Genomic DNA, 17,837 nt, shown 5'->3' on the forward strand with positions numbered 1-17,837 from the left:
GGCGCGCCCGGCAAGACGGTCTGGGCGGAACTGCGCCTGCCGTGAGACGCACACGACCCGGCCATCGGCAACCGTGTTCACGCCAACGGCCCTGCGGACATGGTGCATTGGACCGTGGGTGTCAGTGGCGGACGCTAGTGTCGTTCGCCCGGCAAGGAGCCGGTGGACCCAGGGAGAGCACGAGAGGGCCATGCACGACAACCACAGCGGATACCGGATCTCCGTCGTCGACGAGGACCCGCTGCGCGCCCGCAAGGACGCACGCGAACTGCTCGCCGCACTCGCCGAGGCGGACTCCACGGCCAGGCTGGACCTGCCCGAACCGGGCAGCCTGGCGGGGATCGGTCACAAGGGCGGCCCGTCCGCCGAGACCGTCGGGCTGCTGCTGAGCGCCGGGTCGTTCGTCGCCGCGCTGGTGCAGGTGTGGCTGGCGCGGGTCCCTCAGCGCACCATCGTGGTCGAACGGCCCGACGGGACGGTCCTGCGGATCACCGGCAAGGAGGCCCGCGAGGACGACATGCTGGTCGAGCGGTTCCTCGCGGACGGTGACGGCGGCGACGGCGGAACGACGGCGGGCTGAGCGGCGATGACCGACAACGACCGGCACGCGTTACTCGTCGACGTACGACAGCGAGGCGTACCAGGACCTCCCGGCCGTGCGGGCCGACCTGCACTACATGCGGGCGGTGCTGGAGAACACCGAAATCGGCATGTACAACGAGTGTGCGGTGGCCGCCGAGCCGACGCGCGCGGAGATGCTGCACGCCGTCGAGACGTTCCTGGAGGCCCGGCAGCCCAGCGAGACCGCACTGCTCTACTTCAGCGGGCACGGGGAGTACTGCGAGCAGGACGGCCAGCTGTACTTCCTGACCCGCGACACCGACCCCGCCGACCTGCCGGGCACGGCCGTGCCGGCGGAGTTCCTGGAGCGGATGCTCCAGTCCTGCCGGGCCGCCTCCAAACTGGTGCTGCTGGACTGCTGCTCCAGCGGTTCCGTCGTGCAGGGCTGGACCGCCAAGGGCCCGGCAGGGGAACCGGACCGGCCCGCGCCGAGCACCCTGCTGAAGCCGACCGGCGTGTACTTCATCACCGCGTCCGACGCCCTCCAGGCGGCCTCCGCGATGGCGCCGCAGGGGTCGGACCTCGGCACCTCCCGGTTCACCGGGGAGATCGTCGAAGGGCTGCGCAACGGCCGGATCAAAGACGGCGGCTGGATCACCCCGGACGACCTCTTCGCCTACCTGACCGCCCAGATGACCCGCGACGGCGTCCCGGAGGAGCAGCGGCCCACCAAGTCGACCATCAGGGCCACCCACAGCCTCCCCTTCGCCCGGTCGGTGGCCCGGCCCGTGCGCCTTCCCGCGCTCCCCCACGACGCCACCGAAGCCGCCCGGCGCTCCCCCGCGCTGCTGAAGGCCCGCGAGATGGCCGAGGCGGACGAACGGGACGGCGTCGACCCGCAGCGGCTGCTGCGGTACTACGCGGACTGCCTCACCGCGCAGGCGGCGGCCGGCATGCGGCCCGACCGGGACGCCGGCCGCAACACGAAGTACTTCCTGCTGGCCCAGGGCGAGGAGACCATCCAGTCGGGCCGCGGACCGCACATCGTCGCGCCCGGATCACTGCCCCGGCCCCAGGACGGGCGGTCCGGCTCGGGCAGCGAGGCGGGGACACGGCAGGAGTACTGGTACGGGTATCCGGCGATCACGCTTCCCTCGCGGGACGGCGGCCGGGGGCGGCGCGCGACGGTCGAGCTGGCGCCGCTGCTCATCCAGCAGATGGAGCTGGCACCGGACGAGAACGGCCGGGACGTGCTGCGGCCCAGCGGCGTGCCGTCCCTGCACAGCGGCGTCGTCTCCGAACTCCTGGACGCGGGCGACGCCGCCGACCTGGTCGCCCACTGGCAGCCCGCCTGGCAGGAGGGCAACGACGCCCAGATGCTCCGCGCCGTAAGGGAGCTGCTGGAGAAGCTGGGGCTGCCGGAACTCGAACCGCTGGACCCGTCCGCGCTCAGCGACCGCACCGTCATGCAGGCGCTGCGCCCCGGCGCGCACAACGCGGCCGTGCTGCTGGTGCCGTCCGGTGCGGAGGCCATGGCCACCCAGGCGCTGGTGGAGAACCTGCTGGAGATCTCCACGCGGACCGCCCAGATTCCGGGCACCGCCCTGGACGCGCTGCTGGACGGCACGGCCCGGCAGGCGCCGGCCACGACGGCGGCCTCGGCGCACCCGGTGACACCCGTCGCTCCGGGACCGTGCAACGAGAGCCAGGAACAGGTGATCTCCTCGGCGATGAGCCGGCCGCTGACGGTCGCGACGGGGCCGCCCGGCACGGGCAAGAGCGAGGTCGTCACGGCGGTCGTCACCACCTGCGTCGCCGCGGGACAGTCGGTGCTGGTCGCCTCCACGAACAACGAGGCCGTGAACGTCGTCGCCGAGCGCTGCGACGCCATCGCGCCCGGCCTGCTGATGCGGACGGGCAACAAGGACGCCCTGGAGCGGGAGGCGGCCAAACTGGAACGGCTGCTCGCCGAACCGGTCGAGGCACCGCGACGCGGATCGGCCACCGTCGGCGGCGAGCTGCGCAACACCCGGAACACGGCCGACCGGCTGCGGGCGGAAGCGGCACACCGTGTCGGCGAGGAGACGCGGCTGCTGGAACTGCTCCGCGACCGGGAGGAGGGGGCCGCCGGGCTGGAGCTGGCCCTGCCCCTCCTCGAAGGGGTGTGGGCGGCGGACACGGACGGCCCGGCGGCGCTGGGCCGGTGGGCGGACCGGGCACGGAAGACGGCCGGGGCCCGCTGGTGGCAGCTGGGGGCATGGCGGCGTGGGCGTGCCCTCGCCGCGCTGGTCTCGGCGGGGGCGAAACAGCCCGAGGGGGCCGGACCGGCGTGGCCGGAGTGGGCGACGGGACGACCGGTGCCGCCCGAACTGCTGGAAGCCCTGGCCGGCCTCGTGACCGTGGAGCGGGAGGTGCGCGAACTCGCCCGCGGGCAGGCGGACTGGGACGAGGAGGGGCTCAAGGCGTCCCGGCTGGCGACGGCGCAGGCACTGACCGGCCTGGCGGCGGAACTGTCCCGCGCGCTGTCCGCCGAGGCCCTCGACCGGGCCACCGGGCTCATGAACCAGCGGCTCCAGGTGCTCCGTCGCCGCTCCGGCTACCAGCGCAGCCAGAAGAACCTGATGACGCACATCAAGGGATGGGCCGTCAGCACCCACTCGGTGCGGCAGCTGGAACTCACCCCGAAGCTGTTCGACCTCGTCGTCATCGACGAGGCCAGCCAGTGCTCGATCCCGTCGGTGCTGCCGCTGCTGTTCCGGGCCCGGCGGGCACTGATCATCGGTGACCCCATGCAGCTCGGGCACATCCCCGGCGTTTCACCGCAGCAGGAGCGGCAGGCACGGACCCGAGCCGGGCTGAGCGCGGCGCAACTGGAGCACCACCGCCTCACGTACCACGTGCACTCCTCGTACCACGCGGCCGAACAGCACGGCGACGGCGCGCTGCTCCTCGACGAGCACTACCGCTGTCACCCGCGGATCGCGGACGTCGTCAACAGCCACTGCTACGGCGGCCGGCTGCGGGTGCTGACCGACGTGCGGCGGCAGAAGCCGGGACACGACCCGGTGGGAGCGGCCGACCCGGCACCCGTGCTCGGCTGGGTCGACGTACCGTCCGGGGCGTCGGCGCGCGGCGGCGACGGGCGGTCCTGGCGGAACGCGGCGGAGGCGGAAGCCGTCCGGCACGTGGTCGACGGACTGCTGGCGGGACTTCCGCCGGACGCGACGGTGGGAGTGGTCACGCCGTTCCGGGCGCAGAAGGAGACACTGGCCCGGATCTGGCGGGACGACGACCGGGTCAGGGTCGGCACCGTCCACACCTTCCAGGGCGGACAGCGCGACGTGATGGTGCTCAGCCCGGTGGCGGCGCCCAACACACCGCCCCCGACCACGCACTGGGTCGCGAGCCAGGTCAACCTGTGGAACGTGGCGGTCACCCGGGCCAAGTCGCAGCTGATCACCGTGGGCTGCCGCGCCTTCTGGCAGGAGCAGAGCGGGCTGCCGGCCCTCCTCGCCGCGCGCTCGGCACCGCTGGGAGCGGGCGACGGCGGCACAGCGGCCGAGCCCGGCCTGCCCGGCCCGGTGAGCGAGGCCCGCGAGGACCTCGCCGACCGCCTGCAGCGGTACCTGACCGGACGGGGCGTCACCGATCTGGAGCGGGCCGTGCCGGTGGGCGGACACCCGGTCGACCTGCTGTTCACCGACGCCGGCGAGAACACGGCGGTGCTGATCGACCCGGGACCGAGGTCCGGGGACGATCCCGCGCGGCACCTCCGGCTCACCCACGCGCGAGGCGACCTGCTCTCCGGACTGCCCTCCGGGGGCCACGGGGCCAAGCCCGGCCCGGTGAGCCGGACGGTGCGGGTGCCCGCCTGGCGGATCATGGCAGGCGAGACCGCGCTGGCACCACTGTTCGACTGAACCCCGGACGGGGCGGCCGGGCTCGGGCGCCCGGATCCGGCGGCCCGCTCAGCCGCCGGGCAGGCTCCGCACGACATAGGTCATGTGCTGAAGGTTGCCCGCCCGCAGCCACTCGGTGGGCCCGCCCACCCCCTCGCTGGCCGAGAGCGGGCCGTTCGCGCAGTCGCTCAGCCATTCCTCGCCCTGTCCGGCCCGCGCTCCCCGGAACTCGGGCAGCTCGGTGATCCGGCGGGCCGCGGCGCGGTTGACGGCGATCCGGTCGGGCCCCCGGGTCAACGTCCTGACGACGACGTACGAGCTGTCGGTCGTGTAGCGGAGCACACCCCAGGGCGGGCCGCCCTTCCTCCCGGGCGCCGGGGCCTGCGCGAGGGCACCCGGAGGCTGCACCCCGTAGTCCCCGTAACCGAGCAGCGGAGCATAGGCCCTGCCCGCGGCGCGCACCTCGTGCCACATGTGCCACTCCGCCCGCGACTCCTCGTGAAACCCTTCTTCCAGCATGTCGGCGCTGACCCGGGGAAAGCCTCCCCCCAGCAGAGTGGCGCTCCGCCACACCGCCAACGGCATCAGCGCGTCGAGGGCGCGCAGCGCCTCCTTGCCCGCGTCGGGCCGGTCGTCGAGGACGGCGCCCATGTCGAGCAGCAGATCCACGGGCACCTCCGGACCGGCCCCGGCCAGCAGACCCCGGACGGCCTCCCCGAGGCGCCCGTCCCACTCCCCCGTGACCCGCACCCGGACACCCAGTCCGCGCGGGCAGCGCCGGGCCGTTTCCACGGCCGCCGCCTGCTGCGCCTCGGTCCTCTCCGGCCCGGTGACCGGCCGTAGCCGCCCCAACTCGCAGTACACGGCCAGCGCTTCGGCGAGGGCGGCGGTCTGGGCGTCCTCACCGAAGGGAGCGTCGATCCATCCGCCGTGACGGCTCACGGCACTCACCGGATCGACGTACTTGCCGACCACCGTGGCCAGCGTCTCCCGAGCCGCCCCGGGCAACGGCGGGAGGTTCCACAGCGGCCTGATCGCGGCCCGGACGTCCGGCCACAGGCCCCGGAAGGCCCCGGCCGCGTGCGGCTTCGTCGGAAGAACGGGAACATAGAGCGGTCCGGACATCGCGGCTCCCCCTCGGCACCGTCCGTGCGCATCCCTTCCCGTCAGGGTCCGTTCATCCGGCAGCGGTGGGAAAGGGAGCGATTTCAGCCCGGGTGGCCGATGTGTTCAACCACCTGGTGGCGGTGTGACGCAAGTTGTACGCTTCGTGATGCTCGGTGGTCGGACACGCCAAGTGGACGATGCACATGGGGAACTGAGCGGCACTCAGCGGCACGCCTCGGGGCCGTCCGCCGTGCGCCGACCAGTTCGCTGACCGGGCGCGAGTGCCCGGCCGTTCCACGATGGGCGCGAGGCGTGAACCACCGGATACTCGGCCTGACCGTGCGGAACTTCCGCACCCTGACCGACGTGAAGCTGCCACTGGGCCCGCTGACTGTTCTGTCCGGCCCTAATGCGGCAGGCAAGTCGAACGTGCTGCAATCCCTGGAGTTCCTGGGAGATGTGGCGAGGACGGGCATCGAGCAGGCGCTGGAGAAGCGCGGCGGATTCGATGTCCTGGCCTTTCGCGGCGGACGGACCCCCGTGTCGCGTATCACGGTGGGTGTCGAGGGGCTCTGGTCGGACTTCGCGTCGGAGGAGGCCCCCGACCGCTACGAGCTGAGCGTCTCCCGGCCCCGACTGCCCGAGGGATCGGGCGAGCGCTACACGATGTACCGCCGCGAGCGTTTCGTGCAGCATCCGGCACAGGGAGCGGAGACCTCGGTGGAGCTGACGAGCGGCTCTGTGAAGGTCGACAGCGCTCTTCCCGGGGACCACGCCGACGAGACGGCCGGCATCGGGCGCATGACGTCAGCCCTTCACCTGGGGCCGGTGCCGGCGCTCGCGGACGCCGCTCCCTCGGCCCGCGCGGTTACCGACGTCAAGCGTCACCTCTCCCAGATTCGGGTGTTCGACCCGGACGTACGTGAGGCTCGCAAGCCCTACGGCATCAGCGAGTCGGGGCACTACCTGGAGAGCGACGCCTCGAATCTCGCCGACTTCCTGCGCGGACTCAAGGAACAGGAGGACGGGGAACCCTGGGAGATGCTCCTGGAGGACGTCCGGACCGTGGTGCCCCAGATCCGGGACATCCATCTCGTCACACCGCCCGACTTCGTGTCCTACCGGACCGCGGTGGAGCTGGAGGAAGAAGGCCTGCGCGGCCGGACCCGGCTGACGGAAGCATCCTGGGGCACGGTCCGCATCCTGTGCATGCTGGCGATCTTTTACGACCCCAACCCGCCGCTGCTCACCTGCATCGAGGAAGTCGATCACGGGATCCATCCGCACGCGCTGGAGCTGCTGGCCGAACGCCTGCGCGAGGCCAGCGAGCGCAGCCAGTACCTGGTGACCACCCACTCCCCGGTCTTCGTCAACAAGCTGGACGCCGACGAGTGGGTGCCCTGCGGCCGTCGGGTCAGCGGCGCCTCCGTCATCCCCGACCGGATGCCGAACCGTATCCGGGAGGTCGTGGAGGAGTCCGAGCACGAACCTCTCGGCGATCTCTGGTACTCCGGTTCGGTCGGAGGTTCGCTGTGAGCGGGCGTCGTGCGAACAAGAGACAGTCAGTGATCGTCATAGCAGGTGAGAGCGGCAACGATCGCGGCGTCCTGAAGAAGCTGATACCGGCCCTGTACCGAGGTACCTGCCCCCGGATCGAAGAAATCCGGGACGAGATCAAGCTGGCGGCGGCCATCAACCAGCTCAGTCCCCGGGTCGAGGTGATCCGCAAACGGGCGCTGGCCAAGGCCAAGGACTGCGATGCCGAGCTGGTCGGCATCGTGGTGCACGCCGACATGGACGCCGTGGCCGATCAGGGCTACGACAGAGTCCGCGACCGGGTCACCGCCCAGCTTCGCGCCGGGCTGCCCTGCAACACCGCCCTCGCCCTGGCCGCGGTCGAGATGGAGGGCTGGCTGATGCAGTTCCCGGAGGCCTTCCCCAAGGTGAACCCGGGATGGGGGATACGCCCCCAGGACTGCCGCCGTGATCTGGGGCTGCTGCTGAACCCGAAAGAACACCTGATGAGGTACCTCGGAAAGCCGACCTATCGGGAGTCCCACTCTCCGAAGATCATGGACCAGGCCGTCCGGCACGGCCACGTCAGCGCCCGCCCCAGCGGCAACAACCGATCGTTCCGCGACTTCGCCGACGAACTGGCGGGCTGGACGTAGCCCGAGCCGCTGTGGCCAGGCCCGGACACCGGCCACCCGGCGTGTCGGTCACCGCCTATACGGTGGTACCGATCACCAGGGCACCGGCATCGCAAGGGGGACCGTCGTGAAGCCCACCATGGCCGCCGCGCAGCTCCGCGGCAGTCTGACGCAGTACCTCACGACGACGTACGCCCTCGCCGACGAGACCACCCGCTCCGCCCTCGAACGCTTCCTCGGGCACCCCGAGACCGGCATCTTCCGCGGGCCCTACCTGCGGATCCGGACACCGTTCCACATCGCCGGCGACGGCTGGCGGCGGGACGTGGAGTGGTCCGCGGGGTTCCCCGGGTTCACGCCGTGGCGGCACCAGGCCAAGGCGTGGGCCCGGCTGTCCACCCTGCACGGGCCCGCCCGGCCCACGCTGGTGACCACCGGCACCGGCTCCGGCAAGACCGAGTCGTTCCTGATCCCCGTACTGGACCACTGCCGGCGCCGGAAGGCCGAGGGCGTGCGCGGGGTCAAGGCGGTGCTGCTCTACCCCATGAACGCGCTCGCCAACGACCAGGCGGGACGCATCGCCGAGTACCTGGCGCGTCCGGAGCTGGCCCAGGTCACGGCGGGGCTGTACATCGGCGACCGGCCAGACACCGACTTCCGGCGGGTGATGACGCGGCGCGAGGAGATGCGCATGTCACCGCCCGACGTGCTGATCACCAACTACAAGATGCTCGACCTGCTGCTCCAGCGCGGCGAGGACCGGGGGCTGTGGGAGGGCGCCGAGCCCGCGTACGTCGTGCTGGACGAGTTCCACACGTACGACGGCGCGCAGGGCACCGACGTGGCGATGCTGCTGCGCAGGCTCGCCGCCGCCACCGGCGCTGCCCGGCCGGGCCGGCCCCTGGGGTCGATCTGCCCGGTGGCGACCTCCGCGACCCTCGGTGAGGGAGCGCCCGGGAAGGAAGCCGAGGGCATCCTCGACGTGGCGGCGCGGGTCTTCGGCGTGCCGTTCTCCGCGGACGCGGTCGTCGGCGAGGAGCGGATGACCGCCGAGGAGTTCACCGGCGCCGTCGACTACGAACTGCCCGAGCCGCCGGCCCCGCAGGAGGTCGTCGCGGTGTCGGGCGGACCGGACGTCGAGGCCCGGCCCGACCTGCTGGACCTGGACGCGCTCGCCACCCGGCTGCTGGGCCGCAGCGGCCTGGACGCCTTCCGCGTCGGACGGCTGCTCAAGCGGCACGACTTCACCCTGGGTGTGCTGTCGCTACTCGACGGGGAACCGCTGGACGAGTGGACGCTGCGGGACCGGCTGGGCCCCCGCTTCGGTTACTCCTGGGGCCGCACCGCGCGCGAGAACCCCCGGCTGGCGCTCCAGGCGCTGTCCCGGTTCGTGGCACTGCTGTCCGCCGCCCGCGACCCGGACTCCGACGAGCGCAGGCCCCGGCCGCTGCTGCACATCGAGGCGCACCTGTGGGTGCGGCCCGTGACCCGCGTGCTGCGCGGAGTCGGACCGGCCCCCGAGTTCCGCTGGTACGAGGACGACCGGACCGCCGCGCGCCGGGCCGCGCTCAACGCCGCGCCGCCCGGAGAGGAGGATGCCGACGCCTCCTCCGGCAGCGTGCCGTCGTACGCGTCGAGCCGCCGGCCGCAGCCCCTGCCGGGCGCCGACACCGCCCCGCGCCCCGCCCAGGTGCACCTTCCGGCCGTCTACTGCCGCAACTGCGGACGCTCCGGATGGGCCGCACTGTCCCCCGAGGCCGACCCGCAGCAGCTCGTCACCGCGCAGGACCGCATCTGGCGGGCCGGGGTCGGCCGGGACAAGCGGCGCTTGCGTTACTTCATCGCCGCCACTCCCGGCGAGCGACGGCAGACCCTTGACGCCCTCACCGGGGCCCGGCCCTCGGACGGTGGCGTCGACCCGCTGTCCGTCGTCGTCCTGGACGGCTCACGGGGCACCTACCGGCTGCCCACGGCCGCGGACGACGGGGAACTGGTCGACGCCTGGTTCGCGCTGGCCGTGCTCGACCGCAAGAGCGCCGACCGGGCCGCGAAGGACGACCGGTGCCCGGCCTGCCACACCGACAACAGCATCCGCTTCCTCGGTACCGCACAGGCGGCCCTCGCCTCGGCGACGGTCACCCAGCTGTTCACCGGCGGCGACATCGCGCTCGTCCCGGAGGAACGCAAGACGCTGCTGTTCAACGACTCGACCCAGGACGCCGCCCACCGGGCGGGATACGTCGCGAACGCGTCGTACAAGTTCTCCCTGCGCTCGCTGCTCGCACACAACCTGGACGAATCGGGGGCTCCGACCGCGCTCAACGACCTGATCGGGCTGGTCCTGGAGTCGGTGGACGACCCCGAGGCGCTGGCCGCAGTCGTGCCCCCCGACCTCCACGACGAACCGGGCGTCGACCGGCTGTTGTCCGGCCGGGGCACGGGCGACGCGCGGACCTGGCGGCTCATCGGCGAGCGGCTGGCCTTCGCGACGGTCATGGAGTTCGGGCTGCGCAGCCGCATGGGCCGCACCCTGGAACTGACCCGGACCGCGGCGGCCGAGGTGACGGTGGCCGACCCCGACGGCGTCACCGACCTCGCCCGGGACGTGCACCTGGCCCTGCCCGGCCAGTTGCTGGCCGTGGGCGGGCTGCCCACACCCGAGCGCTATCTCGCCTACCTCCGGGGCCTGCTGGAGCGGCTGCGGCTGCGCGGCGCGGTGCGGCACCGCTGGCTCGACACCTGGCTCAAGGAAGCCGGCACCAGCCGCTACCTCATCTCCGGGCGCAGACCCGACGGCATGCCCGCCTTCCCCGAGGGCGTCGCTCCGCCGCGGTTCCTGCTGGACGGGCAGAAGGACGGGTCCGAGTTCGACGCGGTCACCGGACGGTTGGGCTGGTACCAGGACTGGACCCGCCGGTGCCTGGATCTGGACGCCGCCGGAGCGACCGAGTACCTGCGCAGGCTGCTGCCCCACCTCGTCGACGCGGGTGTCCTGTCGGCGCGCACCGCGCGCGACCGGCAGACCCGGGTGTACGGGCTCCAGCCCGGTCACATCCAGGTACGGCTGCTCGACGACGCCGTCGTCGACAAGGCCTTCGTCGCCTGCGAGGACTGCGGCTGGCAGCAGGTCGTCGTCCCCGAGCGGCGCACCCGCTGGTACGGGCACCCCTGCCCCCGCTACCGGTGCAAGGGACGGCTGACCGCGCCGCAGCCCGACATATCCACCATTGGGGTCGAAGGCAACCGCCCCGACCGGCCCGTGCGGGAGCGGGACTACCGCCGGGACTACTACCGGCGCCTCTACCTGACGGGCGGCACGTTCCGCGTGGTCACGGCCGAGCACACCGGCATGCTGAGCCGTCCCGAACGGGAGCGCGTCGAGCGTGCCTTCAAGGCGGGCACGCACTACACCGACCCCAACGTCCTGTCGTGCACCCCGACCCTGGAACTGGGCATCGACATCGGCGACCTGTCGGCCGTCCTGCTCGGCTCCCTGCCCGCCGGGCCGGCCAGCTACGTGCAGCGGGCGGGGCGGGCCGGACGACGTACCGGCAACGCGCTGGTGGTCGCGTTCGGCGGACGCCGGGCACGCGACCTGTACTACCTGGACCAGCCACGCGAGATGATCGCCGGGACCATCCTGCCGCCGGGCTGCTACCTGTCGGCCGTGGAGATCCTGCGCCGCCAGTACACCGCCCGGCTCCTGGACCTGGCGGCCCGCGGGGAACTGCGGACTTCGGACGGTGAGCCCCTCCCGCCCGTGCCCCGGCTGTCGTCCGCCCTGTTCGGCACCGGCGGATGGTGTCAGGATCTCGCGGACGCCGCGCAGACCCACGGGGCACGCCTCGTGGAGGAGTTCCTCGCGCTGTTTCCCGCAAGCGACGGCCAGGACACCGACATGGAGGGCGTCTCGGAGCACGCGGCGGACGAACTGCGCGCGTACGCGACCGGCGGAATCGTCCGGGTGCTCCAGGAGGCGGAGGAGGACTGGACCGGCCGGCGCGAGGAGGTGCGCCGCAGGATCGCGGCGATCGACGAGGCGGCCGGGCAGCTCGCCTCGTCCGACGACACGCAGGAACGGGAGCGGCGCGAACTGCTGGCCGAGCGCCGTGCCGCCGGGGACCTGCTGCGGGAACTGAGCCAGTCCGCCGCTCACGCCACCCTGGTGGATCTCGGACTGCTGCCGAACTACAGCCTGACGGACACCACCACCCGGCTGGAAGCCACGCTGTACTGGTCGGAGACCCCCGACGAGGAGGACGGCCCGCGCGCGGAGGGGGCCCGACCGGCCGGGGCCAAGGTGTACCGCAGCGAGACCCGGGACTACGAGCGGTCCAGCGCCCTTGCCCTGACCGAACTCGCCCCCGGCAACAGTTTCTACGTCAACGGCTACCGGCACGTGGTCCGCGCCCTCGACATCGGCGGTCCCGACCGGCGGTCCTGGTCGGTGTGGCGGCTCTGTCCCGCCTGCGGCTACGTGCGGACCGAGAACGCCGAGCGCGACACGACGCCGTGCCCGCGCTGCCGCGGCCGGGAGATCGCCGACGCGGGCTGCGTCCAGTACGTGCTGCGTCCCCGGCGCGTGCTGTCCCGTGACAGGCGCGAGGACGCCAGGGTGCGCGACGACCGTGACGAACGCGACCGCAGGCACTACGCGACCCTCACCACCGTCGACATCGACCCCGACCGCCTCGTTCCCGGATCCTGGCGGCACGACGGAGCCGTGTTCGGCGTGGACTTCACCCGCCACGCCACGATCCGGACGCTGAACCTCGGTCTCGACCGTGAGGACGGCAGCAGCACGGTGCCGCTCGCCGGGGAGGACGTCCGCCTCAACCCCTTCTACGTCTGCACCTCGTGCGGCGGCGCGACGGCCGACGGCCGACCGGTGGTGGACGTGCCCCAGCACGCGCTCACCGAGTCCGGCGCGGCGAGCGCCCCGGCCTCGGCACACCACCTGCTGTGGTGCCCGCGCCGCCGGATCCACGGCGCCGCGGCGAGCACGGCCGGAGCACAGGGCGCGGGCCGGGACGTGCCCCTGCTGCTGGCCCACGAACTGACCACCGAGGCCGTCCGTATCCTGCTGCCCGCCTCGGTGGCCCGCTTCAAGGAGCGCCTCGCGTCGTTCACCGCCGCCCTTTTCGTGGGGATCGCCGCCCGCTACGGCGGCGATCCCGACCACATCGACATCGCCGAGGCGACCATGCCCGACGACGCGGGCGACCCGGAGGCCGACTGGCCCCGGCGCTTCCTGGTCGTCTACGACCGGTTGCCAGGCGGCACCGGCTACCTGCACCGGCTGGCCTCCGCGGAGGGCTTCCGGGAGGTACTGCTCAGGGCACGCCACGTCATCGAGCACTGCCCGTGCCAGGAGAAGGGCATGGACGGCTGCCACCAGTGCCTGCTGCGGCGGGTGCCGGCCGCCGACTACGACAAGGTCAGCCGCAACGAGGTCCGGCAGATGCTGGACGAACTCCTTGGTGCCGAAGGAGAACGCTGGCGCACCTCGCGGATCACGACCACCCAGGACATCCCCATTCAGCGGCAGGCCGAGAGCGACCTGGAGGTCCTGTTCGTCGAGACGTTGCGCGACTGGGCCAAGCTGCCGGAATCCAGGGCCGCGGCGGACGCCTACACCACCTCAGCCGGCACCTACGCCCTGGACCTCCGGCTCACGGCACCGGACGGCTCCACCGTCAGCTGGCGCGTCTCCCAGCAGCGCGCGCTGGACGGCACCCGGCCCGACATACTCCTGGAGCGGCTGGACTCCCCGAGTCCGCGCGTCGCCCTGTACCTCGACGGCTACGCGTACCACGCCACCGGCGAACACAACCGGCTCGCGGACGACGCTGTGAAGCGCACCCGGCTCCGGGCCGACGGGCTGCGGGTGTTCCAGCTGACCTACCACGACGTGATGGCGTGGCGCCGCCGGATCAACGACACCGGGTACGCGGGAACCGACGCGGACACCTCCGTGTGGACGCCCTACGGCACCACTGGCCGGCAACGCGCCCGCGACTACTACGACCGGGTGGGCCACGGGCTGCCCGGCGAACTCGCCGAGACCATGTGGGTCAACCCGGCCCGGATGCTCCTGGCCTACCTGCGCTCGCCCGACCCCGAACGCTGGCGACGGCGGGCGGAAGCGGTGGCCGCTGGCATGAGCGGGGCCATCGGGATCCGTGTCGCCGCCCTCACCGGCGCCGAGGCCGCAGCGGGCATCCGGGAGGCGCTGCGCGCAGGCGTGCCCGCCAAGGCCGCCGGGCCGGTGCGGATGCTGTACGGCTCCGACGCTTCGGGCTGCCGCCTGGTGCTGGCCGCCGACGGCAGGCGGACCCCTCCCGTGTGGACGGGACTGGCCGTCCTCGACGACGACGTCGCGGCGCTGGAGGAAGGGCCGGCTCACAAGCGGCGCTGGCGCGCCTGGCTGTGGTGGGGCAATGTGCTGCAGTTCCTCGAACACGGCGGTGGTGACAGCGCGCAGCTGACGTCGGGCATGCTCGACGGCTTCGACCCCGAGGTCCTCACCGTGACCGGCGGAGAGGGCTGGTTGTCCTCCGCGCGTGTCCCGGTGCCCCGGCCCGCGGAGGAGCCCTCCGCCGTACCGGCCGTACCGGCCGTCCCCGCCGACGAGACCGCCGCGCGGGAGCCGGAGGCGGCGGAGCAGCCCGGCGGCACGGACCGCGGCCGGGACCCCGGCTGGGACCGGGTCATCGAGCTGCTGGATCCGGAGGAGCCGGGGCTCGCCGCCCTCGCGCACGCGCTGGCCGGGGCGGTGGTGCCGGTCCCCCGGGACGGCTACGAACTGGACGGCCACGGCTGGCAGGCCGAACTCGCCTGGCCGGACACCCTGATCGGCGTGGTCCGGGCCCCCCGCCCGGGCGGTGACGAGCCGGACTACGAGGCCGAGGACCAGGCACGCGCGTTCACGGCGGCCGGCTGGACGGTCCGCACGGCGGCCGACTGGGACAGCGCGGAGCTGATCGCCCGGCTCGACGGCCGGGACCCGAACAAGGACACCACCAGCGACGGGGAGCCGAAGCGATGACCACCTCCGGCGTCACACTGCGCCTGCTCGACCGGGCCGACAAGGAGATCCTCAAGCTGCCCCGCACGGTCAAGGGCGCGTTCTTCGACTTCCAGCACAAGTTCAGGACGAACCCGAACACCACCGGCCTCAAACTCCAGCGGCTCAAGGGCGATCACCGGCTCTGGTCGGCACGCGTCAACGACGAGTACCGGGCCCTGCTGCTGCGCCTCGCCGACGACGACTGGCTGATCGTCTCCGTCAAGCACCGCAAGGACGTCTACAACCGGCTCTCGTACGGGGTCAACCAGGTCACCGGCGGCATCGAGTACGTCGATCTGGAGGTGGTGGAGGACAGCGTCCTGGGCAGGCTGCCCGGCGGGACAGCCCCGGCCCCGGCCACGCCCGAGCCGCTCCCGTCGGCCGCCCCTGAACCGCTCCCCCCGGTGTCGCGGCCCGAGCCGCTGTTCACGGCCTGGTCCGACCGTCAGTTGTCCGGACTCGGCGTCGCGGAACCCCTGCTGCCCGTCATCCGCACGCTCACCACCGAGGACCAGTTGCTCGGGCTCGTCGAGTACGCGCCGCAGCTGACCGGCGAGGTGCTGATCGCGCTGTTCGACGGCGCGTCGTACGACGACGTGCTCGACCAGGTGACCAGGCCGGTGGCCGCCACGGAGCCGGTCGACCCGGACGACTTCGCGGCTGCCGCCCGGCGACCGGCGACGGTCGTCACCACCACGGACGAGGACCTCCGCGGGGCCCTGGAGAGCGGTGACTTCGGCCGTTGGAAGAGCTTCCTGCACCCCACTCAGGCCAGACTCGTCGAGCGCCGCTACAACGGACCGGCACGAGTCGGGGGCGGCCCCGGCACGGGCAAGACGGTCGTCGCCCTGCACCGGGTACGCCACCTCGTCCGGCAGCTCCCCCCTGGGCACGACAAGCCGGTCCTGCTCACCACCTACAACAAGAACCTCGCGGCCGACCTGCGCTCCAGACTGCTGGAGCTGGGCGGTGAGGAACTGCTCGGCCGGGTCGACGTGAGCCACGTCGACCAGTTGGCGCTGCGTGTCGTCCGCGAGGCCGAGCCCGGCAACGGCAAGCAGGCCATCGACGACGGACAGGCCGTACGCGAGTGGCGCGCACTCCTCGACGAGCTGGGCGAGGAAACCTGGGACCCGGAGTTCCTGCACGAGGAGTGGACCCAGGTCATCCTCGGCCAGGCGGTCGGCAGCCGCACCGACTACTTCCGTGCCCGGCGGGCCGGGCGCGGCAAGAGCATCGGCCGCGGCGAGCGGGCCGACATCTGGCAGCTCGCCGAACGCTTCACCCAGCGGATCGACCGGCTCGGCCGGCAGACCTGGGACCAGGTCGCGGAGCGCGCGGCACGCCTGGAGATGGGCCGTGAACAGCGCATCCGGACCATCGCGCGGCAGCGGGAGGAAGCGGGAGGCCTCGACAACATCCATCCGCAGGACGGCTCCGGCGGCCGGCTGCGCTACCGCTACCGCCACATCGTGGTGGACGAGGCCCAGGACCTGCGCCCCGCCCACTGGAAGATGCTGCGCGCCATGGCCCCCCGTACATCGGACGATCTGTTCTTGGTGGGCGACACCCACCAGCGCATCTACAAGAACCAGGTGACGCTCGGCAGTCTGGGCGTCAACATCCGCGGCCGGTCCGCGAAGCTGACCCTCAGTTACCGCACCACACGGCAGATCCTGCGCTCGGCCCTCGGAGTCCTGGGCGAGACGACGTATGACGATCTCGACGGCGGCACGGAGACCCTCGCCGGATACCGGTCCGTGCTCAACGGCGGACTCCCGGCCGGGCACGCCTTCCCGGACTGGGAGGCCGAGCGGGAGGGTGTCGCCGCTCTGATCACGGAGTGGGACGCGGACCCGGACACGGCTGTCCCCCATGAGCGGATCGCCGTGTGCGTCCCGACCAATCAGATGGCGACGGAGCTGGGGTACACGCTGAAGGTGCACGGCATCGACTCGGTGGAGATCCGTTCCGACGGACCGAACGGTTCCACCGGGGTGCACATCGGCACGATGTTCCGGTTCAAGGGGCTGGAGTACCAGCGGATGATCATCGCGGGCGTGACCGACGGGCTCGTTCCGCGTGAGGACGTGAGCCGACTGCGTGACCGCGAACCCTCCCGCTACCGGCACGAGATGCAGCGTGCCAGGTCCCTGCTTTTCGTGGCCGCGACCCGGGCACGCGACAGTGTGGACGTCTTCTGGCACGGCAGGCCCAGCCCGTTCCTCGACAGCTCGTGGGTGAAGACGGAGCACGGCGGCAGGTGACACCCATTTCGGGGCAGGTCCCTGCTGATGGCCACCTGTGCCCCCGTTGCCGGGACACCGGAGCGGTTGCGTCGGCATCAGCGCGATGCCCGACCTGGGTTCGATGGCCGACGAGCGCCATGACGCTCCGCCGGAATCAGCGTCAAACGAGCGTCAAGACGCTTCCTCGATCGCCCTCGCGCATGCGAGGAAAGGCGCGCCCAACCGGCGCCCCGCTCCACGGAGCCGCAGGTCAGAAACGTGGCGCGAACCTACAACGGGCTCCACACGATGGGCTTCGAGAAACAGGTCGAGCACACCGTGACGCACCCGAACACTAGGAGGAACGCGCAGGTCAGAGGCTCTTTGCGTGGGGCTCCAGAATCGCCACGCACTCCACGTGATGCGTCATCGGAAAGATGTTGGCCTGGATGAAGTGCAGGAAAACCGCAGGTCAGGACCGTTTCTCGACCGCTTTTCAGCAGGTGCGGATGCCCAGAGCGTCAGACGAGCGTCACCGCTGACATGCGCGAACAGTCGCCGCGCGTGTGAAGCCAGGCATCCGTCGATCGCACTCTGCCAGGGGCACGACATCGACCGGTACGTCGCCACCCCCGGGTCGGGGCCTGCCGTCAGACGAAGCCTTGGCCCCGGCCTTGCGGCGGGGCCGAAAACACAGTAGCCACTCGCTGGTCATCCGCTTCCGTCCCGGTAGCTCCCTGTGCCCCTCCCCACCGACCCGACTAGCCGCAAGGCCGTGAAGTTATGGCTCGGGTGGGGTTGTCCAGGGGGCTTTGAGGTGCGG

At 72.3% G+C, this 17,837-nt stretch carries 6 protein-coding genes and 1 pseudogene; 6 read left to right on the plus strand and 1 reads right to left on the minus strand.

The genetic code is table 11. The features are described from left to right. The first annotated feature begins 190 nt into the window (after positions 1-190). Positions 191-580 carry an effector-associated constant component EACC1 gene (locus ACFF45_RS33400; RefSeq protein WP_381350706.1) on the plus strand — a complete coding sequence of 130 codons (390 nt, stop codon included), beginning with the start codon at positions 191-193 and terminating at the stop codon, positions 578-580. A gap of 6 nt (positions 581-586) precedes the next feature. Then, positions 587-4,481 (plus strand): annotated as a pseudogene (locus tag ACFF45_RS33405) (caspase, EACC1-associated type). A gap of 48 nt (positions 4,482-4,529) precedes the next feature. Here ACFF45_RS33405 and ACFF45_RS33410 read toward each other — a convergent pair. Next, entirely contained in the window at positions 4,530-5,585 is a 1,056-nt protein-coding gene (locus tag ACFF45_RS33410; RefSeq protein ID WP_381350707.1) for a beta family protein, read from the minus strand. Between the two features lie 294 nt (positions 5,586-5,879). Here ACFF45_RS33410 and ACFF45_RS33415 point away from each other — a divergent pair, with 294 nt between their 5' ends. From ACFF45_RS33415 to ACFF45_RS33430, 4 genes are all read left to right on the plus strand, one after another. Beyond that, complete coding sequence (locus ACFF45_RS33415; RefSeq protein WP_381350708.1) at positions 5,880-7,103, plus strand: AAA family ATPase; 1,224 nt, start codon at positions 5,880-5,882, stop codon at positions 7,101-7,103. A 29-nt stretch (positions 7,104-7,132) separates the two neighbouring features. Further along, positions 7,133-7,738, plus strand: coding sequence for a hypothetical protein (locus tag ACFF45_RS33420; protein WP_381350709.1), 606 nt, complete (start codon positions 7,133-7,135; stop codon positions 7,736-7,738). A 106-nt stretch (positions 7,739-7,844) separates the two neighbouring features. Further along, positions 7,845-14,765, plus strand: a complete 6,921-nt coding sequence (locus ACFF45_RS33425) for a DEAD/DEAH box helicase (protein ID WP_381350710.1) — start codon at positions 7,845-7,847, stop codon at positions 14,763-14,765. After that, entirely contained in the window at positions 14,762-17,053 is a 2,292-nt protein-coding gene (locus ACFF45_RS33430) for a UvrD-helicase domain-containing protein (protein WP_381350711.1), read from the plus strand. The genes ACFF45_RS33425 and ACFF45_RS33430 overlap by 4 nt, the downstream gene beginning before the upstream one ends. Positions 17,054-17,837 lie beyond the last annotated feature (784 nt).

The sequence above is a fragment of the Streptomyces cinereospinus genome (assembly GCF_042430725.1).
Lineage (GTDB): Bacteria > Actinomycetota > Actinomycetes > Streptomycetales > Streptomycetaceae > Streptomyces > Streptomyces cinereospinus.

Coding starts and splice junctions, on each gene's coding strand:
- ACFF45_RS33400 (WP_381350706.1), top strand. CDS start 191: ATGCACGACAACCACAGCGGATACCGGATCTCCGTCGTCGACGAGGAC.
- ACFF45_RS33410 (WP_381350707.1), bottom strand. CDS start 5,585: ATGTCCGGACCGCTCTATGTTCCCGTTCTTCCGACGAAGCCGCACGCG.
- ACFF45_RS33430 (WP_381350711.1), top strand. CDS start 14,762: ATGACCACCTCCGGCGTCACACTGCGCCTGCTCGACCGGGCCGACAAG.